16 protein-coding genes are annotated in these 21315 nt (G+C 52.7%); 3 read left to right on the top strand and 13 right to left on the bottom strand.

The features are described from left to right. Position 1: 1 nt before the first annotated feature. From atpA to DCC81_RS00590, 9 genes are all read right to left on the bottom strand, one after another. Positions 2–1579: a F0F1 ATP synthase subunit alpha gene (gene atpA / locus DCC81_RS00550; RefSeq protein WP_108684650.1), complete on the bottom strand. Its 1578-nt coding sequence runs from the start codon at positions 1577–1579 to the stop codon at positions 2–4. Between the two features lie 85 nt (positions 1580–1664). After that, positions 1665–2228, bottom strand: coding sequence for an ATP synthase F1 subunit delta (atpH, locus tag DCC81_RS00555; protein WP_108684651.1), 564 nt, complete (start codon positions 2226–2228; stop codon positions 1665–1667). Between the two features lie 85 nt (positions 2229–2313). After that, a complete protein-coding gene (gene atpF / locus DCC81_RS00560) occupies positions 2314–2808 on the bottom strand; it encodes a F0F1 ATP synthase subunit B (RefSeq protein WP_108684652.1) in 495 nt (164 codons plus the stop codon). 118 nt (positions 2809–2926) lie between these two features. Next, positions 2927–3184, bottom strand: coding sequence for an ATP synthase F0 subunit C (gene atpE / locus DCC81_RS00565; protein ID WP_108684653.1), 258 nt, complete (start codon positions 3182–3184; stop codon positions 2927–2929). A 48-nt stretch (positions 3185–3232) separates the two neighbouring features. Continuing rightward, the gene (atpB, locus tag DCC81_RS00570) at positions 3233–4420 is read right to left on the bottom strand and encodes a F0F1 ATP synthase subunit A (RefSeq protein ID WP_108684654.1); all 1188 of its coding nucleotides are present in this window, start codon (positions 4418–4420) and stop codon (positions 3233–3235) included. Between the two features lie 295 nt (positions 4421–4715). Further along, entirely contained in the window at positions 4716–4994 is a 279-nt protein-coding gene (locus DCC81_RS00575; protein ID WP_133177488.1) for a hypothetical protein, read from the bottom strand. A 126-nt stretch (positions 4995–5120) separates the two neighbouring features. Continuing rightward, positions 5121–8882, bottom strand: a complete 3762-nt coding sequence (locus DCC81_RS00580) for a DUF3857 domain-containing protein (protein WP_165806380.1) — start codon at positions 8880–8882, stop codon at positions 5121–5123. A 139-nt stretch (positions 8883–9021) separates the two neighbouring features. After that, on the bottom strand, positions 9022–10782 hold the full coding sequence (locus tag DCC81_RS00585; RefSeq protein WP_108684657.1) for an ABC transporter ATP-binding protein: 1761 nt from the start codon (positions 10780–10782) through the stop codon (positions 9022–9024). Positions 10783–11014: 232 nt separating this feature from the next. Further along, positions 11015–13195 carry a hypothetical protein gene (locus DCC81_RS00590; RefSeq protein ID WP_165806381.1) on the bottom strand — a complete coding sequence of 727 codons (2181 nt, stop codon included), beginning with the start codon at positions 13193–13195 and terminating at the stop codon, positions 11015–11017. Between the two features lie 214 nt (positions 13196–13409). Between DCC81_RS00590 and DCC81_RS00595 the strand changes: the two genes are divergently transcribed. The 3 genes from DCC81_RS00595 to DCC81_RS00605 all read left to right on the top strand — a co-directional run bounded on the left by DCC81_RS00595 (position 13410) and on the right by DCC81_RS00605 (position 16282). After that, complete coding sequence (locus DCC81_RS00595; protein WP_108684659.1) at positions 13410–14102, top strand: DUF1003 domain-containing protein; 693 nt, start codon at positions 13410–13412, stop codon at positions 14100–14102. 313 nt (positions 14103–14415) lie between these two features. Continuing rightward, positions 14416–15099: a response regulator transcription factor gene (locus DCC81_RS00600; RefSeq protein ID WP_108684660.1), complete on the top strand. Its 684-nt coding sequence runs from the start codon at positions 14416–14418 to the stop codon at positions 15097–15099. Positions 15100–15229: 130 nt separating this feature from the next. After that, the gene (locus DCC81_RS00605; protein ID WP_165806382.1) at positions 15230–16282 is read left to right on the top strand and encodes a sensor histidine kinase; all 1053 of its coding nucleotides are present in this window, start codon (positions 15230–15232) and stop codon (positions 16280–16282) included. 188 nt (positions 16283–16470) lie between these two features. Here the strand turns inward: DCC81_RS00605 and DCC81_RS00610 are convergent, their stop codons facing one another. The 4 genes from DCC81_RS00610 to DCC81_RS00625 form a co-directional block, all read right to left on the bottom strand. Then, the gene (locus DCC81_RS00610) at positions 16471–16797 is read right to left on the bottom strand and encodes a hypothetical protein (protein WP_108684661.1); all 327 of its coding nucleotides are present in this window, start codon (positions 16795–16797) and stop codon (positions 16471–16473) included. A 217-nt stretch (positions 16798–17014) separates the two neighbouring features. After that, a complete protein-coding gene (locus DCC81_RS00615; RefSeq protein ID WP_108684662.1) occupies positions 17015–18502 on the bottom strand; it encodes an MBOAT family O-acyltransferase in 1488 nt (495 codons plus the stop codon). Continuing rightward, on the bottom strand, positions 18502–19884 hold the full coding sequence (locus DCC81_RS00620) for a GDSL-type esterase/lipase family protein (protein WP_165806383.1): 1383 nt from the start codon (positions 19882–19884) through the stop codon (positions 18502–18504). Before DCC81_RS00620 ends, DCC81_RS00615 begins: the two co-directional genes overlap by 1 nt. Then, positions 19871–21313 (bottom strand): SGNH/GDSL hydrolase family protein, encoded by a 1443-nt coding sequence (locus DCC81_RS00625; protein ID WP_108684664.1) that lies wholly within the window; start codon positions 21311–21313, stop codon positions 19871–19873. Before DCC81_RS00625 ends, DCC81_RS00620 begins: the two co-directional genes overlap by 14 nt. Positions 21314–21315: the final 2 nt, after the last annotated feature.

Below are 21315 nucleotides of genomic sequence, written 5' to 3' on the forward strand. Positions count from 1 at the left end.
ATCAGGCAAAACGGGGTTTCAGCTCGTTTGCCAGGGTCACCATTTTCTTCAGGCTTTCATCTGCCAGTACGCCTTTTTTGAATTCGGCCAGTACTTCGGGCAGTCTTACGTCCATTTCGTTGAGGAAGGCTTCTTCAAATGCACGTACATTTCTCAGGGGCACTTCACGCAGCAGGCCCTGGGTACCCAGGTAGATGATGGCTACCTGTTTTTCCACGGTGTACGGGTTGAACTGGGCCTGTTTCAGGATTTCCACGTTGCGGGAACCTTTATCCAGTACGGATTTGGTAGCCGCATCGAGGTCACCGCCAAATTTGGAGAAGGCTTCCAGCTCACGGTACTGCGCCTGGTCCAGTTTCAGGGTACCGGCCACTTTCTTCATGGACTTGATCTGGGCGTTACCACCTACACGGCTCACGGAGATACCTACGTTGATCGCGGGGCGGATACCGGCGTTGAACAGGTTGGATTCCAGGAAGATCTGGCCATCGGTGATGGAGATCACGTTCGTGGGAATGTAGGCAGATACGTCACCCGCCTGTGTTTCGATGATAGGCAGCGCGGTCAGGGAGCCACCACCTTTTACCAGGTGACGGATAGACTCGGGCAGGTCATTCATCTGGGCAGCGATATCGTCCTTGGCGATGATCTTAGCCGCACGTTCCAGCAAGCGGGAGTGCAGGTAGAATACGTCACCGGGATATGCTTCACGGCCGGGCGGACGGCGGAGCAGCAGGGACACCTCACGGTAAGCAACGGCCTGTTTGGACAGGTCATCGTATACGATCAGTGCGGGGCGGCCGCTGTCGCGGAAGAACTCACCGATAGCAGCACCGGCAAAGGGAGCATAGAACTGCAGGGGAGCGGGATCAGCTGCGGAAGCGGCTACGATGGTGGTATAAGCCATAGCGCCATTTTCCTGCAGGGTGCGCATTACGCCGGCAATGGTAGAAGCTTTCTGGCCAATGGCTACGTAGATGCAATATACCGGCTTGCCGGCTTCGTAAAATTCTTTCTGGTTAATGATGGTGTCAATACAGATGGCAGTTTTACCTGTCTGGCGGTCACCGATCACCAGCTCACGCTGGCCACGGCCTACGGGGATCATGGCGTCAATAGCCTTGATACCGGTCTGCAGCGGTTCTTTTACCGGCTCACGGAACAATACGCCGGGGGCTTTACGCTCGATCGGCATTTCGTACAGTTCACCAGTAATGGGGCCTTTACCGTCTATCGGTTCGCCCAGGGTATTGATCACACGGCCTACCATGCCTTCGCCTACCTTGATGGAAGCGATCTGGCCGGTGCGGCGTACCTTGTCACCTTCTCTGATCTGGCCTGCATCCCCCATCAGTACCACACCCACGTTGTCTTCTTCCAGGTTCAGGGCAATTGCTTTTACACCATTTTCAAACACTACCAGTTCACCGGAACGTACATTGTTCAGGCCGTAGATGCGCGCAATACCGTCACCTATTTGCAGTACGGTACCCACTTCTTCCAGTTCGGCCGATGCATTGAAGTTGCTCAGCTGCTGGCGCAGTATCGCAGAAATTTCATCGGGTTTGATGCTCACCATAAATTATGTGTTTTTAAAAGAGTCGTTTAAAATATATAACGACAGACAGCTTTGCGACTACGCAGCGGCTGCTGTAGGAAAAAAATTAGTGAATAGCAGGAACGTAAGCGTTACCACTGAAGTTCTTGCGCAGGTCTTCCAGGTTGCGGGCCACCGAGCCGTCAAACAGCTGGTTGCCGGTTTCCAGCAGGAAGCCGCCGATCAGGCTTTCTTTCACATCGGTTTCAATGTCCAGCTGCTGGCCGGGGAAGCTGGCCTGGATCCGCGCTGTGAGGGCGGCCAGTGCTGCGGTATCCAGCGGTACGGCAGTGGTGATCTTCACCTTATGGATATGTTTGATCGCCTGGTACTGTTCAATAAAAGCGGCTGCGATCTCCGGCAGGAAGGCTTCGCGGCCTTTGTTCACCAGCAGGGTCACGAAAGCAGAAGTCAGCTCACTTACCTTGCCCGCCAGGATAGCAGACAGGATGCTGTTCTTCTTATCGGCCTTGATGATAGGGCTTTTCAGCAAACTCACCACATCGGGGTTGCTCTTGGCTATGCTCACCAGCAGTTTCATATCGGTGTACGCCGGCTCCAGCAGGGATTTCTCCAGGGCCAGGTCTACCAATGATTTTGCATATCTCGATGCTAAGCGGGGATTCTGCATGTGTTTATATCGCTTTTCGCAGCGGGGCCGCTTGTCGTAAACCAGCCACAGGCAGGATTTACAGCAAACGGCTCCTCCGTGTTAATTAGTTCAGTTTAATATCTCCGGCCAGGTCTTTAATGTAGCGCTCCTGTGCAGTTTTGTCTGCCAGTTCTTTTCTCAGCACTTTCTCAGCTACATCGATCACGAGGTTGCCTACCTGGTTCTTCACTTCGGTGAGGGCAGCCTGTTTCTGGGTTTCAATAGCAGCGTAAGCCTCGGTGATGATCTTCTTGGCTTCGGCCTGCGCCTGTGTTTTCGCTTCCGCGATGATGTGATCTTTCGCGTCTTTGGCTTCTTTCAGGATTTTGCTTCTTTCGGCTTTCGCTTCCGCCAGCACATGTTCGTGCTCGGCTTTCATCTGTGCCATTTCTTCCTTTACGCGCTCTGCAGATGCAATGGAGTCAGCAATGGAAGTTTCTCTTTCCTTCAGCACGCCCAGGATGGGAGTCCAGGCAAATTTCTTCAGCAGGAAGAAAACGATGAGGAAGATGACAAGGGAGAAGAAAAATAAGCCTAAGCCAGGCATCAACAGATCCATAGTAATTTATTATAGCGTGTTATTGTTTGCGTTGAATTGGTAATAATCAAAAATGGCCGTGGGAAAAAAATTTACTGCATCCCTTGCCCTGTGCGCAGGATGCAGTAAAGAAGGTCAATTAGCTTACTACTGCCAGCAGACCAGCGATAACGCCGAACAGGGCCACACCTTCTACCAGTGCAGCAGCCAGGATCATGTTAGCGCGGATGTCGTTTGCAGCTTCGGGCTGACGGGCGATAGATTCCAGCGCGCTTTTACCGATGTTACCTACACCGATACCAGCAGCGATAGCAGCTACACCAGCACCGATTGCGCCACCTGCCTTAGCCAGGCCAGCGCCTGCAGCAGCCTGCAGCAAAACTGTTAAAAGAGCCATAATTGATTATTTGTTTGTATTTAAATAAAAAGTTAGTTCCGGAATTGATCAGTGGTGAGCCGGTGCATGACCGTGCTCCTCATCATGGTGTGCACCTTCCATGGACTGGCCGATGAATACCGCTGTGAGCGTGGCAAAGATGAAAGCCTGGATAAAGGCTACCAGCAGCTCCAGGCACATCATCATCATGTTAAACACAATGGTGATCGGCATGAAACCATAGCCAGCGGCCTTGTTCATGGCACCAAAGATGAAGATGAGGGAGATAATGCTGAGGATAATAATGTGGCCTGCCAGCATGTTTGCAAAAAGTCGGATCATCAGGGATACCGGCTTGGTAAACACGCCGATCAGCTCTACCGGGGCCAGGATAGGCTTAACAAAGCCAGGTACCGGCGGGTTGAAGATGTGCGCCCAGAAATGACGGTTGGTAGCAAACAGGATAGCGATGAAGGAGATCAGCGCCAGTGCAGCGGTTACCGCAATATTGCCGGTCACGTTTGCAGAACCGGGCAGGAGGCCCAGCAGGTTGTTGATCAATATAAAGAAGAAGATGGTCAGGATGAGCGGTGCATATTTATCTGCCTTCTTGCCGGGGATGTTAGGCTTTACTACCTCATCGCGCATGAAGATGATCACCGGTTCCATTACACCCTGGAAACCTTTGGGCGCTTTCTTGGCGCCGCGGGCTTTGTAAGTATTGGCGATGGAGATCATGATCCACAGCAGCAGGATGGCTGCGATCATCATGGAAGTTACGTTCTTGGTGATGGAAAAATCATATACTTTTTCACCGGTAGGATTGTTGTGCTCGTCTACCGCGATGATCTTTTCATTGGGATAAGCGGCTTCGTCCAACTGGTGTTCTGCACGGTACTCGGCATTTACCAGGCGGAAACCTTCGTGGGTAGCCTCTCCCTCTTCAAACTTAGCGGAGGAAAATACAGAAAGGCCCTTTGAAGAGTAAACAATTACGGGCAAAGGAATGGTCACATGGTTTTTTTCACCCAGGCTAAAGAAGTGCCATTCATGGCTGTCTTTTACGTGTCCGAGCAGTAACTCTTTCGCATCGATCTTCTTGCTGCCCTCCGCTTCAGGAGCAGCTGTCTCGGTTTTAGCCGTTTCAGCACCTTCGGAAGCATTTTCGGGGGCAGCGGCAAAAGCCATGGAACCATGCAGGCACAAGGCCGTCAGAGTAGCTACCAGACTATGTTTGAACAGTTTATAGGAAATCACCTTTTCTTGAAATTTTGCGCAAAGATAGCAGAATTTAGTTCAAAAACGATGACGACAACAAAAAAGAAGGAGACCAGGCGGAGGGAATTAATTATCAGTGAATTAATACATATTATTATTTGCGATAAAGTGGTTCCGGAACAGGGATTTCTAACCCCTGGCGCCCCTTTGGCACAAGGCAGGTACAGGCAAGGGAAAAAGGCCTAACATAGGCAGATTATCATATATATTATTTTATAATGCCTAATGTCGTACACCCGTGTACCGGAAAATTTTCCGGGGTGCTACCCCGGTGTTATTCCACCAGGGCAAATTCTTTCCGGTAGGCGCAAATGCACTCCTCCTTCACGCTTTCCGGCAGGTCTGAATCCGGCAGGAAGCGGAAACCGGCCCTGGTATTGGTAGCATCCAGCACGTAATGGTCTGCCAGCTTATCTCCCCGGCTGGCAAAAAGGTCGGGGTGGCGGGCCTCAATGGCATCCAGGTCCTTTTTGAAAGCATCTATTTTCTCGGAATAACTATGGCCGGCCTCCGGCTCATAGGACGACTGGTTCGGATTTGGGTTCTGGTTCATGGTTGCATGGTTTACTGCGGTGGGTACAGATACCATGCCAGCGGGGCGCAAAAACAAAAAAGGGAGCATCCCCCGGATGCCCCCTTCACGGGGCGCTTGCCAGCAAACCCCTGGTGTAAACTTCGTTTATTTGAAGGAGATGTATTTCTGCTCCTCGCTCATGATCTTCTGGAAAAAGGCCTTCAGGCCCGGGAAGTCCGCTTCCGCTATTTCCGCCTTACTGTCTGTAATGAAGCTGCGGCTCACCAGCAGCACACCGGGAGCGGTTTGCGCATAACTGAGCTTGTAGTGCATGCCCTTGAACGTGGTATCCATCCCACCGGGTATCTGGTTAAAGGTTTTACCCTGCTCCAGGTGGATCTCTACCTCATCAGTATAGTTATCTGTATTTTCATAATCCCAGTATTCAAAGGGATAGCGGCGGGCTTCGTTTGTAAAAATACCGGCGGTGGCTACCTGCTCCCGGAACACCGGGTGCACCATGCTGAAATCTCCCACGTTGATCACCTCGTTGCTCACGCGGAACTTCACGCTTTCACGCACACTGTCTGCCAGGCCACCCAGGTTACCGAAGTTGAAGGTTTCCACTTCCACCGGGTTCTTAAACATATTGCTCACCGCGTAGTGCACCTGGTCCTTCCGGGCGGCCTCGTTCCGGTCTGTATACACGGAGCGGATCAGGGAGGCGCGGGCGCCGGTGAAACACAGGTCCTGCATCACTTCCACGTCACTACCGGTTACCTTCACCTGTGAACGCACATGGGCAGCTGATTGTGCAAAGCGCCGGGGCTGCAGCAGCGCAATGGCGGCCGGTGGCGTAAAGTTGTACGGAATATTCAACACCTGCGCGCCATACACGTTATTGGGCAGTACGTCAAAGGCCTGCATGTTGTTGGTAAGTTCCAGGTAATGATCGGTGTCGTTGAATTTCACCCGCACAATGCAGTGGTTGAATTCCATGGAAGGCAACTGCATCACGTGGCTGCCGTTGTCTCGCGTGTTCACCAGCACCAGGTTGGCGTCCAGGCCGGCTTTGCGGGCAAAGGCGAGGAACAGGGTAGACAGGTCCTTGCAATCGCCCAGGCGGGTGGCCAGGGTGCGGGAAGCCCGCTGGGGCACAAAGGCGCTCTGGCGGAAAGACACAGAGCTATAGGCCATATTACTTTCAATGTATTCATAGATGCGGCGCGCCTTTACGGAATCAGACAGGTTTGCCACCCCGGCGGGGAATATCTCCCGGAAGGCCTGGGTTACATCATAATCATCGCGGCTTTGCAGGCGGGTAAGATCACTGTACCAGCCGGCTATCACATCCCAGGATTTTACGGTAGACACCTGCAGGTTCATCCCCACATCCGCCAGCGGCGGCATAAAGGGCTGGCTGTGGATCACGGCCATGTTATCGCGGGTCCAGGAGTACAGTTTAAAATTTTCCTGCTGGCTGATGGCGGGCTTCAGGTCGGGGCCATTCAGCACCTGGTAGTTCAGCTCCTCTCCGTCTGCCACCAGCACATTGTACTGCTGGTGCACTACCGGCGCGGTGGACCCAAAGATGTAGCTGTCCCAGAACTCGCGGCCCAGGCGGCCAATACCATAACTGCTCACTTTATAACTGTAATAGATCGCATCACCCGGCTCCAGTTTTTCAAACACGATCTGGTTGCCCTCCACATCGCCGGGGATGCGGGCACCACTGCGTTTCACTACTTCCGCCTTGATAATGTCCAGGTCCTGGTAGGCATCATTGTAGGGCAATGACAGCTCCTTCCAGTTGTCAATGGCAGCCTTGTTCTGCAGCACCGCCGCAAAGCTGTTGATACGCTCTGTGGCGCCTTTACCATACAGCACCACGTTATCCTGGTCAAACAATACGGTGATGGGCTCTGTGCTATCCTGCGGCTGCTTAAAGGCATCCGCTATCACCTTGGTATATTCCAGCGTGGGGAAGTATTTAAAAATGTTAGGCTTGCCCTGCAGTTCACGCAGGCGGCGGCGGTACTCGTACTGGCTGGGGTAAATGGCCAATGCCTTCTCGTAATTCTCAATGGCCCTGGCTTCATTTTTCTGCTGCAGGTAGCAAGTGGCCATGGAACCATATACACTGTGGCTGTAAGGACTGATGCTGTGCTGCAGTTCCAGGTAGTGCATCACGCTGTCGTACTGGCGTTGCTTGAAAAACACATTGATCAGGTTTTCATAGCTGGCCTTGTTGTAGGGTTCCACCGCGGTCATTTTGCGGAATACCATCAGTGCGCTGTCTGCCTTGGATTGCTCCAGGTACTCATTGGCCAGGTTGTAAGAGCCGTTGTAGTCATTTGTAAGCGCTACATATTTTCTCAGTACGTCCAGGGCCGCTTCATTGTCGGAGTATACCTGCTTTTCAATTTTGTACATTATGTTCGTCACTTCCCGGTTTTCCGGGTAGCGCTCGTATGCGCGGCGCAGGGTGTTCACGGTACTGTCTATGAGCTGCATACCTGCCAGCAGGCCTACCTTTCGGATATCGGTATACAAGCGTTCGCCCTGCATTTTTTCTGCTGCCAGCAGGGTATCCAGGGCTTCCTGGTATTGTTTTTCATCTGCAAGGCGCTGGCTCTCCACGATCTTTACCCAGTAATTACCGGGGTCTATCGCTTTAAGGTGTTCCCTTACCTCCGCCGCTTCCGTGCGGTCTTTGGATTCGCCCAGGCAGGCCGTGTAGTAATTGAGCACCACCGGGTCATCCGGGTATTTGCGGTAGAAGGGGTGCATCACTTCCTTGGCCTTATCGTATTCCTCGTTGCGCACATACACCTTGGACAGCAGTATGGCATTGGCTACATCATTGGGATTCTTCTTCAATGCATCCTTGAAAAAGGCCACGGCAAAGTGCGGGATCTCTTCCGGCTGCGTTGTTTGCGTATCCACCGTGTAAGGTTGCACAGCGGTGGTATTTTCCAGGCCGGGTATGGGATCATGGCGGTCGTTTATAAAACGGATAATGAAGTTAGCCCGGTCAGATCCGGACGTAAAGCCGGTCTGCACCAGCACACGGTTGTAGCCGGCGTTCAGGTGCACCGGCACCACGTGCCGGTCCAGTTCCGTGAGTGCTTCTTCCGCATGCGATATGAGCAGGCGGTCATTCACCCATACTTTAAAGGAGCCGGCGCCTCCCAGCGCCAGCAGGGCATCTGTAGCAGCGGGGGCCTTTACAAACGACTGGGAATAGCCAATGCCGGTGCCGGTCACCGCGGGGAAGTACTGGCCCACAAAGGCCCAGCCTTCATTGGTGGGGATGGGTGGCACAAACCAGTCGGCCATGGTGTTATTGTAAATGGTAAAACCCTTGCCGGTCTTCGGTTCGTGCAGCGGGCCAAAGTCCTTGTCAAAACCGCTGCCGGAGGTGTTGTCAAACGGGCCTACATGGGCCCAGTTCTCCACGGCGCCCATGGCCCGGAAGTGCGCCGGCGTTTGGGCCACTTCGTTCAGGTCGTACAGGTGCTTGCCGTAAAAATAGTGGCCGGCCGCCCGCAGCGAGCCATCCATGGCCGGGTCTTTCAGTACCTGGTTCAGGTTATCCAGCTGGTAACCTTTTTTTCCACCATAGTCGCCCAGCAGGGCTTCCGAAAACCAGAATGCGTACCAGTAAGGGGATGGTTTGGAAAAGGTGGTCACCGGGTTGTGCAGGCGCAGGGCCACGTCTTCGGGGTAGCCTTCATACATTTCCAGCAGCAGCAGGGAGGCCAGCGCATTATCATGCGTGGCGGGCGCTTTCATGGCCCTGGCCAGGCATTCGCGCGCATGGGGGATGTCATTTTTGTGGATGTACTCCCAGGCCTTTTCATAATCACCTGCACGGAGAGATAGGGATGCGCATAAGGTCAGGACAATCAGGGTACTTCGTTTCATAAGGGTTCGGGCATTAAAACAGTATGGCGCACAAGTTATATACATTTTTTTGACATATATAGTTAATTTCCTGCACTAACACAAAAATCCCCGCCCATGCAGAAGCCGGGCGGGGATGCGTTATTGGAAAATAAGATGGCTATACGCTGGCCTTCTTAAACTGCATGCTGTGCAGCTTAAAGTAGAACCCTTCTTTTTTGAGCAATTCCTCGTGGGTGCCTATCTCCTTGATCTCGCCCTTGTCCAGCACAATGATCTTGTCAGCTTTGCTGATGGTAGACAGGCGGTGGGCAATAACGATGGCCGTACGGTCGGAGATCAGCTTATCAATGGCGTGCTGGATCAGCATTTCAGACTCGGTGTCTACAGAGGAGGTGGCCTCATCCAGCACCAGGATAGCGGGGTTGTAAAGCAGGGCGCGCACAAAGGAAATGAGCTGGCGCTGCCCCAGGGACAGGGTGCTGCCGCGCTCCATCACTGCATAGTCAAAGCCGCCCGGCAGTTCGGAAATAAATTCGTACATGCCGATCATCTTGGTGGCGGCTTCCACCTGCTCCCGCGTAATGTTGGGATTGCGCAGGGTCATGTTCTCATAAATGGAGCCGGCAAACAGGAACACGTCCTGCAGCACCACTCCTATCCTGCTGCGCACAGAGGCCAGCTTGTAATCGCGGATATCTACCCCATCCAGCAAAATGCGGCCCTGCTGGATATCATACAGCCGGTTCAGGATACTGATAATGGTGGTTTTGCCGGAACCGGTATGCCCCACAATGGCCACGGTATCGCCGGGCTTCACATCAAAATTGATATTCCGCAGTACGTAGTCATTGTCCTTGTAAGCAAAGGAAACATTGTCAAACGTGATGGCGCCTTTGAGGTTTGCCGCGCTTTTGGTGCCGTGGTCCGGCAGGTATTCGTCACTGTCCAGCAGCTTAAATACGCGCTCACAGGCCACCATGCCCATTTGCAGGGTATTGAACTTATCCGCCAGCACCCGCAGGGGACGGAAGAGCATGTTCAGGTACATGATAAACGCGATCATTACCCCTTGTGTTACCTGGTAGTTGAGCACCTGGTTAGCCCCATACCACACCATGAGGCCCAGGGAAATGGCCAGGATAATTTCCACCACGGGAAAAAACACGGAGTATGCGAAAATAGCGTCCACGTTGGCTTTGCGGTGTTCCTTATTGATCTTTTTAAACTTGGCAGATTCCCTTTTCTCTCCTGAAAATGCCTGCACTACCACCATGCCGGTAATATGTTCCTGCACAAACGCATTGAGCGCGGCCACCGCGTTGCGCACCTGGTAAAAAGACTTGTTCACACTTTCCTTGAAAAGATACGTGGCCAGGATGAGCACGGGGAAAGGCGAAAGGCTTACCAGTGTAAGGCGCCAGTCCTGGAAGAACATCATGGCCAGGATGGCCACGATCATCAGCACATCTGCAATGATGGAGATCAGCCCTTCGGAAAAAATATCGTTGATGGCCTCAATATCGTTGATGGTACGGGTAGTAAGGGTACCAATGGGTGTTTTATCAAAAAAGGCCAGGTTCAGGTGGCTCACTTTTTTATACACCGCCAGGCGCAGATCCTTTACCACGCTTTGTCCCAGCCAGTTGGTGAGATAGGTGAAAAGAAAACGCATGGCCGTTTCCACCAGCAGCATACCCACTTGGATGAGGCTTATGTTGATGAGCGCCTGGATCCAGTTGTTAGCAATGTATTTATCTACTGTGAGCTGTATGAGGTATGGCCGCACCGGCGAGATCAGCGCCAGCAGCACGGTCATCACCATAGACCAGTAGAACGAGCGCCGGTAAGGCCCGGCAAACGTGAACAACCGCCGCAGCAGGCTGAAATCAAAGACTTTCTTAACCTTTATATTTTCCAAGTGGTTAGGTTGTTAGATGATCAAATTGCCAGATTGCCGGATTGATAACTGGCCGGAAGAATGAAAAATTGATTATTCAATTGTAAAATGCCGGGTTATCAAAAAGCAAATGCCGGGCAGCAAAACGGCAACTTTTGTTTGTTGCGGTTTTAACTACCCGGCAAATTTACGACTTATCAGCCCACCAATTTTTGTCAATTCATTTTATCCAACAACCTGACAAATTAATGTGCTACTTGTTCTCTTTCATGATCTGGGTGTAGGCCTTGATAAAAATAGCACCCAGGTTCTTGTGGGGCGGCACGTAGTCGTTGAACAGGTCGCGGCTGGTGGCATCCCCGGCAAAGCGTTTGGAAAGGTTGGCCCACATGGCTACCCAGTCTATGCGTTTGCCCTGGCGCACATCTTCTTCCAGGTTGCGCAGGATGGGCTCATTCACGCGGCGGGTACCCACCTGTTTGGAGGAAATAATGTGAGCTTCCGGTGCCTTGTTCAGTACCGTGGCCAGGTTGTGATAGCCCCCGCAGGAGCCCAGTACCACGATCTTGGCAGAGCTTTGCAGGTTATCCATCGTGGTGTTCACATGGTAGCTGTGGCCACGGTGGATGAAGATGGTAGGGTGAATATCTTTTTCATCCAGGAAATCACTCAGTTTCTGGATGGCTTCCTTATCCCCCGGTTCGTCTATAGGCAGGTTGGCGTAAATGGTCACCGGCTGGCCTTTCAGCGAGGTGATGGTGGCCCAGCTGGCATTCTTGACAATGCGCCAGTCGCCGGCAGGGAAGTTGGTCATGAAGCTGGCAAAACTTTCCTGGCCGTCTTTATCGCCATAGAAAAATACCTGTTCGTATACCCGGCCACTGTCGTTCTGCAGGGTGTTGAAGTTTACATAATTAATGGGGGGCAACTGGAACTTCGCAGCCATATCTGTGGCTTTGGAAGAGTCATTGCCGGCGCCGGCCTCCGTTTCAAACAGGCTGCTCAGCAGGGAGTAGATCACCGTGCCGCGGCGGTCCTTTTTCTTGCTCACAAAAGCGTAGTTCTTCTGCACTTCGCTGCGCAGGAAATCCAGCAGCTTGGGATCGCGGATGCTGCCAAAAGAATTGGCCACGTCCACGGCATCTTCCAGGTCTTCCGTCTTTTCCAGGTTGCTCACAAATTTCTTCATGAGGTAGTTGGCATTTTCCGGTTCCATGGATTTCAGGAAGTTATCCAGGGTATTAAAACCGGCCGCCATGGCCAGGAATTTCTTGAAGTGGTCAAAGCCTACCAGCATCAGCAGGCTGTCTCCGCGGGGAGGCTTCATACGGGCCATCATCTGGTCGTACAGGCCGGCCCCGTTATGATTGGTGTAGCTGGAGGTGTAGAGCTCTTCCTGGCCGTTTACGATCAGGTAGTACAGCTCTTGCGGTGTAAAATCTTTTACAATGCGGAACCGTACGGGGGGCTGCTCTTCGTGCAGGTCGTCCACCTCGCGGATGTAAAGCAGGGATTTTGCCTGCAGGTTTTCCTGCATGGCTTTGAGGCCTATGGGCGTTTCGCCGGACAGCTTACGGTTCTGCAGTTTGATGGTGGATTTTACCATCTGCTTGTAATAGCTGTCGTCATTGGCCACTATTTTTTCCAGGCTGGCAATGGTGGTACTGCCATCCAGCAGCTCGTCAATGAAGGGCAGGATGCGGGTGCTCTGCTCACTGCGGCCTATCTGCACGATCTGTTGTACAATAGGGTCAGGATTCTTGCGGATGGCTGCGGCGGTGGGGGTGTAAGAAGTGGCATAGGTAAGCACCTGGTTGGGGTACTTACGGGCCACGGCCGCTACCACGCTGTCTGTTACCGGGTACTCCAGGTATTGGGGCACATCGGCCATGATGGTTTCCAGGTGGTTAAAGGCATACTTGGCAAAGAGGATGCCCTTGGCGTCTTTAAAACCGGGATTGCCGGAGAAAGGCTGCAGCACAATATTGGCCGTCTCGTAGGTGAGGCCATCCAGCAGGGGGGCCACACTCTGGCCTTGTATATCGGCCTGCATCATCTGCTGGAACACTCTGATCATGTCCGGCGCGTCTGCGGCTTCAATCTTATGATAAGAGCGGTTTTGATTGTAGAGGTGCAATACCTGGTTGATCGCGGTCAGGTATTTCATTTTAAGACGATGGTCCAGTGCGGAGTCCAGTTCTATCTGGTCCTGCATTTTGTCTACCTGGGTGATCAGGGCGTTTGTCACTTCCAGGTTGATAGTGGCATCCTCTCCCACGGAAACAGTGTTATCCTGTTTACCGTCAAACTTATCGGCGGCCACCTGTTCCCGGTCAATGCTTTCGTGGATCCCTTGCCTGCCTATTGGTATCTGGGGGCGTGCTTGCTGCGCAAAGAGCTGGCTGCCGGGAGCGGCGGCCAGTAGAACGACCATAAAAAATTTCCTCATGAATGAATTAGTTGTACGTTGACTATACATTGCAAATTTACTACCAAATTGGCAATTTTACCCTATGCATGCGCCTGCTAATAGCTTTAAAAAATGGATAACAGGCAGTTTCATATAACAGATTTAATCAATGATATGTTCATTTTCAGTGCGCCGGGTGGGTGCATTTTTCGCTACATTCGTGGGGTCTGAAATTATTATGCAAACATTTACGAGCGATTTATCAGGAAAGACCTATCCCCTGGATGAGCGGGTGCCGGCCAAGGCCCTGCGGGCGTCTATCATGAGCCTTATCCAGGCGGAGCATCCCGCATTCTCCGACCAGCACTGCCTGGCCATGCCGGAATTACAACGGTACCGCCAGAAGTATTATGAAAAGCTGATCCGCCGGGAGGTGCAAACCCTTACGGACCTGGAGCGCCAGGTACTGGAAAAGCTGCGCCTGCATGAGAATGTAGCCCAGCAAGACCCTACAGACACCATGCCCCTGACACCCGGGCAGCGCCTGGCTGACAAGATCGCCGACTTTGGGGGCAGCTGGACCTTCATTGGCTGGTTTGGAGGCATTATCGTGGTCTGGATGGCCATAAATGTGTTCCTGCTCTCCAGCAAGGCCTTTGACCCCTACCCTTTCATCCTCCTGAACCTGGTGCTTTCCTGCCTGGCCGCCCTGCAGGCGCCCGTGATCATGATGAGCCAGAACCGCCAGGAGGAAAAGGACCGGGTGCGGGCCCGGAACGATTACATGGTAAACCTGAAATCCGAAATGGAGATCCGCATCATCCATGAAAAACTGGACCACCTGCTTATCAACCAGCAACAGGATATGATGGAATTGCAGCAGATCCAGATCAGTATGATGAATGATATACTGGAGGCGGTGAAGAAGTGAGCAATTGTACAACGTACAGCGTGCAGCGTACAACGTACCATTTCCATTTGTGACGGCCCGGGCAAGGAGGGAGCTGATCAGTTTGCAGGCGGGCCAGGCCATGGAACGCGGGCTTTCCTCCTGGGATTCAAAGCTTCATAAACCGGCCATCATGGGTATTTTCGGCTTGCCGTCCATTGTACAGCGTAGGTTGTACGTTGTACGTTGTACGCTGTACGCTGTACGCTAATTAACAATTTCATAATGTAAACTTCACATTAATCAGATGCGGCTGGTTAATTTTGCAGGGTCTTTTCAACTAAATGTAAAAGTTATGATCGATCAAGCGGTTGCAGGAAAAATTTTAGTGGTGGATGACGAACTGGACATTCTGGAAATTATCAGCTACAACCTCAAAAGCGCCGGGTACGACACGGTGACCGCAAAGGACGGCCTGGAGGCCATCCAGAAGGCGAAGATCTTCCGCCCTGACCTCATCATGCTGGACATCATGATGCCCAACAAGAATGGCATAGATACCTGCCGCGACCTGCGCAAATTGCCGGAATTCAAGGAAACCATGATCCTCTTCCTGACGGCACTCAACGACGAAAAATCTGAAATAGACGGCCTCAACATGGGCGCCGACGATTATATTGCCAAGCCCATCAAACCTAAATTGCTGGTAAGCCGCATCAATGCCCTGTTCCGCCGCCTTAACAAGCCGGAAGACATGCAGGTGCAACTGGGCGACCTGGTGATAGACCGGGAAAAATTCACGGTGACTTACAAGGGTACCGAGATCGTGCTGGCCAAGAAAGAATTTGAACTGCTGCAACTCCTGGCCTCCAAGCCAGGCCGTGTGTTCCTGCGCAACGAGATCCTCAACCAGGTATGGGGAACAGAGGTGATCGTGGGCGACCGCACCATTGATGTGCATATCCGCAAAATACGCCAGAAGCTGGGCGTAGACCTGATCACAACCGTGAAAGGGGTGGGATACAAATTCGAGATCTAAACCCTCCTGCTATTTCTTCACGCATTTGTCCAGGCGGCCTTCGGGACCGCCCGGCACTGTTATGCCCTGCATGAAAAACAAAAAATTTAAATTAATTTCCCGCTATTATTCAAATTACTCGCTCTGGAGTATGTTTAGTGCCAAAAATCTGTCCCCGCAGAAACTTGCGGGTTTTACCGCTTTAGTCCTTGCCAGTATACTTGCTTTATTCAGCCTTATTGCCGATGGCCGGTGGACCGTGGTAGGCATTGCCTTTGGGCTTACCTTCCTGGTGTCTTACTACCTCTATCTTTATACGCTGCAAAACTTCATCTACCGCAAAATAAAGCTGATCTACAAATTCATTTACCAGACCAAGGCCACCAAAAGAGAGGACTTCTTCCATAAGAACATCCTCCCCCTTAAGACCATTGACGAAGTGAGTGAAGACGTGGAAAAATGGGCCCAGCAAAAGAAAGAAGAACTGGAAGTGCTGCGCAAGAACGAAGCGTTCCGCAAGGAGTTCCTGCTCAATCTTTCGCATGAGCTGAAAACCCCCATCTTCGCGGTGCAGGGTTACATCCACACCCTGCTGGATGGCGCCCTGGAAGATCCGAACGTGAATAAGATGTTCCTGAAAAATGCCACTAAGAACATTGACCGTCTCTGCCGCCTGCTGGACGACCTGGATGAGATCTCCAAACTGGAAAGTGGTGAAATGACAGTGAACCCCGAGCCCTTCGTGATCCAGGACCTCACGAAAGACGTATTCGACACCCTCTCCCTCAAGGCGGGTACCAAAGACATTAAATTCAGCATCAAGAAAGGCTGCGAAGCCCCCCTGCAGGTGCTGGCAGACAAAGAAAAGATCCGCCAGGTGCTCATTAACCTGGTAGACAATTCCATCAAGTACGGCAAGCCCTCCGGCCACACGGTAGCCAGCTTTTACAACATGGATGGCAAACGGGTGCTGGTAGAAATTTCAGACGACGGCATCGGCATGCATGAAGACCACCTGCCCCGCGTATTTGAGCGCTTTTACCGTACAGACAAGGCCCGCAGCCGCGACATAGGCGGCACCGGCCTGGGACTGGCCATCGTAAAGCACATCATCGAAGCCCACGGGCAAACCATCAACGTGCGCAGCAAGCCGGAGATCGGCTCCACATTTGGGTTTACGCTGGATTCTACGAAAGAGCAGTAAAATTGTCTTAGGTCCTAGGTCTTAGGTACCTGCATCATCACTGCGAACAAGGCTATACATGAAGTAAAAGCGGCTGTTTCTGAAAAAGAAGCAGCCGCTTTTACGTTGATACCCTACTGTATTGTCATGCTAGATGTATCCAGGACCTAAGACCTAGGACCTGAGACCTAAGACCTGAGACTCAGGGCCTAAGACCTGGCACTCAAATTACTCCCTGATGCCTTATACTTTGGCAGCACCAGCAGGCGCACAATGGTGTGTGCCACGATGGACAATACTACTACCGTAACAAGGATCAGCAATTGTTTTGCCGTGGAATTGAAAATGCTCAGGGAATTGTCTTCACGGGCATACAGCACTGCCGCGGCATATACGATGGCACCGCAGATCCACAGTGTATAGTGCGACCAGGCATAGCGCCGTTTGTTGTAGGCATCTTTCCCGAAAGAAGTAAATAAAAGGGCAACGTGGGCAATGAAAAACAACAGTGCGAGCACTAACAGAACTGTTAACATAGAATTTGGTTTAGGTGGGAAAATGTTGTGTTCAGGTTTTCAATAATTAAATATAGCAGATTTATTGAATATTGCAAATGCTTTTGCGGTGAATGAAGGTTTGATTATCAGACTTGTAAGCCGTCAAGTATTCAAGAGCTCCGGGCAATGGGGGCAAAAAAGAAGGCCGGATCCTGCGTGATCCGGCTTTGCTACGAAAAATTATTTCCCTGGAGACTTAGAATTGCAAATAAATAGGCATCATCGGCTGGGTAGCCTTTACCTGCACAATGAACCACAGGAACATGGCCATTACCGCTATGCTGGCCGCCACCGGCATGCGCTCAAAGCGGCGGGCCATCCAGGTTTCGGAAGTTTTGGGCAGGAAATGCAGCACAAAGGCCAGGCCCATTACCCAGAACACCGGCTTATACCCATCGTACAGGGTGCCCAGCACATTGGGCTCAAAATCATACACGATCTGGTGGATGATGGTCCAGGAATCATGGAAGGTGCTTGCCTTGAAAAAGATCCAGCAAAAGCACACAAAATTAAACGTGATAAGAATGCCTGTGACCTTCCAGAAGCCCGCCCAGAAGCCCTTCAGCACGATCTGCTGCTTTTTCAGGAAGGTGATGCGCACCTTGTCCACGGCCAGGGCCGTGCCGTGCAGGCCGCCCCAGAAAATGAAGTTCCAGCTGGCACCATGCCAGAAGCCACCGATCAACATGGTGAGGGCCAGGTTTACATACTGGCGCACCTTGCCCCTGCGGTTGCCCCCCAGCGGGATGTACAGGTAGTCCCGCAACCAGGAAGAAAGGGAAATATGCCAGCGGCGCCAGAACTCTGTAATGGTGGCGCTTTGGTAAGGCGAATCAAAGTTGGGCGGGATCTTGAATCCGGTCCAGCGGGCTATGCCCAGGGCCATATCTGAATACCCGGAGAAATCACAATAGATCACTAACGCATACGCATATACGCCCAGCAGGCATTCCAGCCCCACGTGTTTGGACGGATCGTCAAAAATATACTGCACGTAGTTCTGGTTAATGAAGTCGGAGATCACCATCTTCTTGAACAGGCCGGAAATAATGAGGTACATGCCTTTTCCCACATCTTCCTTCGTGAGCCGGTAAGGCTGGGAGATCTGCGGGATGAAGTCTGCCGCCCGCACAATAGGCCCCATCATCAGCTTGGGGAAGAAAGACAGGAAGAATACATAATCCATGAAATCCCGCACGGGTTCTATTTCCCCACGGTATACGTCTATGGTATAGCTCAGGTTTTCAAAGGTGTAAAACGAAATGCCGATGGGCAGCATCAGGTGCAGCAGGTTGAAATGCCCCAAGTGGAGGTCATTCATCATGCCGATGAAAAAGTCTGTGTACTTGAAATAGAACAGCATGCCCAGGTTAGCCACCACGCTTATGGTCATGAGGGCGGCTTTCTTCGCCTTGTTTTCCGTGCGGTAGATCCAGTTGCTCAGTGAAAAATCCACCACGGCCGAGAGGATAACCAGCCCCACATAAGCGCCACAGGCTTTGTAAAAGAAGTACAGCGAAAACAGGGAGTAGATCATTACCCTGGCCCGCTTGTTATTGGCAGCAGCCAGGTAGCACCCCATGAAGATCACGAAGAAATAAAGGAAAAAACCGCTGTTCAGCAGGATGGGGTCCTCCTTATGGTATTGTAGCTGGTAGATCAGGTTATGCAACACCTCGTTCATTACTGCGCCGTTTGATTATGGTTATCCGAATAGTGTACATATGCGCTGTGAATGGCATCATACAGCAGGCTGCCCTGCAGCGCATAGCCGCGCACGTTAAAGTGGATATGGTCTGCCGCCCAGCCGCCGGAAAAGGCCGCCGACATGCCACGGTTCTGCTCATAAAAATCCCATGCCGCCAGCCGGTGCTCCCGGGCATATTCCAGGATGGCATTGCGCATCACCACTACGTTGGCATTGGGGTGGTAGCTCACCTTGTACCAGGTTACATAGCGCTTGCCCTGCTTGTGGCGGTATGCCCTGCGGGTGGCTATGCTGCTGGCTGCGGGCGTGGTAAGCAGCAGTACTGCATCAGGATTTTGCTCCTTGATGGTGGTTACTGTGCGGTCTATGCTGGCCAGCATGCTGCTGGCGCTCACCGCGCCGTAAGCTTCATTTGTACCCAGGGAAATGATGATCAGCTGCGGCTGTAGCACCATCATCTGCGCTACCAGGGTGCTGCTGTTGTCATTGTAGTGCTGGTACATGGCCCCGTTAATGCCGATGGCGCTATATAAAATACCGGGATGCCCGTTCTGCAACAGGGCGCCGTAAAAATGGAAATTGGTGCCGGAGGAGGTTACCCAGTTAGCCGAGAAGCTGGTCACCGGGGCATTGAAAGTAAGCGTGGCGTCTGTGAGCTTCAGGGCATCGCCGGGCAGGGGTACCTGTTGGGTGGCCACTTCTGCGCCGCCCGCCACCACCGTGGCATCCGGGCCGCCCCAGTAAAGCAGGGTGGCTTTCTTCACGGTATTGTCCATCGCGTCCCCATCCATGCCTTCAAACTGGAGGGAGATATTATTTTGATGGGTGGTCAGTTCTATGCCGCCGGGGCCGGGAGCTTCGTTCAGGTTACGGTCCACTATGCGCTGGCTGTCCCAGATGCGGGCACTGTTCCACCGGAAGTCAGACGGGCCGTTGGTACCGGCCAGGTTAAAAGGAAAAACCCATCCCCGGCCGGCATTGCCAAAGTCGCGCTGCAGGCGGGTGGCCACTGCCGCAGGGAAAAATCCCGCCTGTATGTGGCTGTCGCCCAGGTGCAGCACGGAGATCACCTGGTCTTTGAGCCGGAGGGCGGCAAAGAAGGGCGCCATGGCTTCCGGCTGTTGTATGCGGTTAGGCGGTGCAAAGCTGCTGCTGGCACCGGCTTTAGCCTTATGGCTTTTTGCAGTACCGGCTTTGCCAGCGCGGGCGCTGGCATGCGTGGTCTTTTTTGCGGTGGTAGGTGAGGTGGTTTGCTTCGCCGTGGTTTTGCCATGTTGCTGCCGGGCTGCAAAGCCGGGCATGTAGCCGGCCAGCAGGCCGCAAAGCAGTAACCACGTAGCCAGCTTACTGCTTTTCATCTTCATGGTATTCGTTGAGTAAGGCTTTATACAGGAGGGCGCCTACGCGGGCTGCTCCCTGCCGGTTAAAGTGCGTATAATCTTTATTGGCCAGCGGGTGCTCTGCTTCTACCCACTGGGTCATGGAGCCATTGCCACCCATGGAGCGGTACAGGTTCCAGAAGGCCGCCTGGTGGGCTTCTGCCATTTCATGCTGTACCTTCAGCAGGGCCGGCACGCCGGGAGCGGTCACATATTTATCATCATGCCGGTAGCTTTTGTCTGCGGTGCTGATCAGCAGGAAAGAGGTCTGTGCAAAGTCGGACCGCAGGCTGTCCAGCACTTTGGTCATGGGGCGCTCATACCAGCTGTAATCCGTAAGCTCCGGTTTCCAGAGAATGTTTGCGCCGTATTGCAGTACTATAAGATCGTAAGGATGCTCCTGCTGCAGGTGTTGCAGCATATCGCGGGACAGGCGGCCCAGTTCAATGCCGCTGATGCCGCGGAAAGAGAAATTGTCTACGAAAACACCTTCCGGGCTTTCAAAGGAAACGCCGTACAGGGGTGGGTTTGCGCCGTTGAATTTCAGCATCAGGCCATTGCTGCTGTCGGGCTGCAGGGCTACGGTATTCACCGCATCGCCGCCGTGGAGCGTGTAGGCGCGGTCATTTGCCGTTACGGCGCCGCTGCCGGGGCCAAAGAAAAGGTTCACTTCCTCAAAACGGTTCAGACGGGGCTTTTTCACGGGGCTGTATTTTACCCAGCTGCCGGAAGATGGCAGGAAGGTATGCCCGCTGATGCCCAGGGGCAGGTTGCCGCCGGGAAGATTTTTATAGTGGTAATCTGTCCAGTCTTTGGAAAAAGTATGATTGATGGTGGTGCGGAAAGAGGCCACCACGGAGGTTACCGGTACAAAGCCCACGCCTTCGCCACCAAAATAAACCTGCAGGCTGTCGCGCAGGTCTTCCGTGATCAGGTCTCCTTCTATCATGGAATCGCCAAAGTAGGCGATGCGGACTTTTTTGCGCTTGCCGGCCTTGAGTTCGCGCAGGGCATCCATGAAATGGCTGATCCCGGGGCTCACATTATTAACTGCCGTAGCGGTTTTCCAGTCGTCCACTATGCCGGTGTACGTTTCAAAATCCTGGGTAGGATGGGGCATGGCCGTTGAATCGGCCGGGCTGGTAGGGGTGCTGTCAATAGTACCGGGGGTGGAAGAGGGGTCACCAGGTGCATCGGATCCATCGGGGCCTGCCAGGGAGGCATTAGCTGCATCAGTTCCCGGTTGACCGGGTTGCGGCTTTACCCGCAGGTCGGCCAGCAGGTCTACCCGCCGGCTTGTAAAATCTTTCAGGGAAAAACTGTTCTGTACACAGGAAAGGCCAATGAGACAGCCCAGGGTTCCCGCCACGATCAAAAAAGGATAAGCAAATTTATTATTCTCAGACATAC

It is taken from the genome of Chitinophaga parva, from assembly GCF_003071345.1.
Lineage (GTDB): Bacteria > Bacteroidota > Bacteroidia > Chitinophagales > Chitinophagaceae > Chitinophaga > Chitinophaga parva.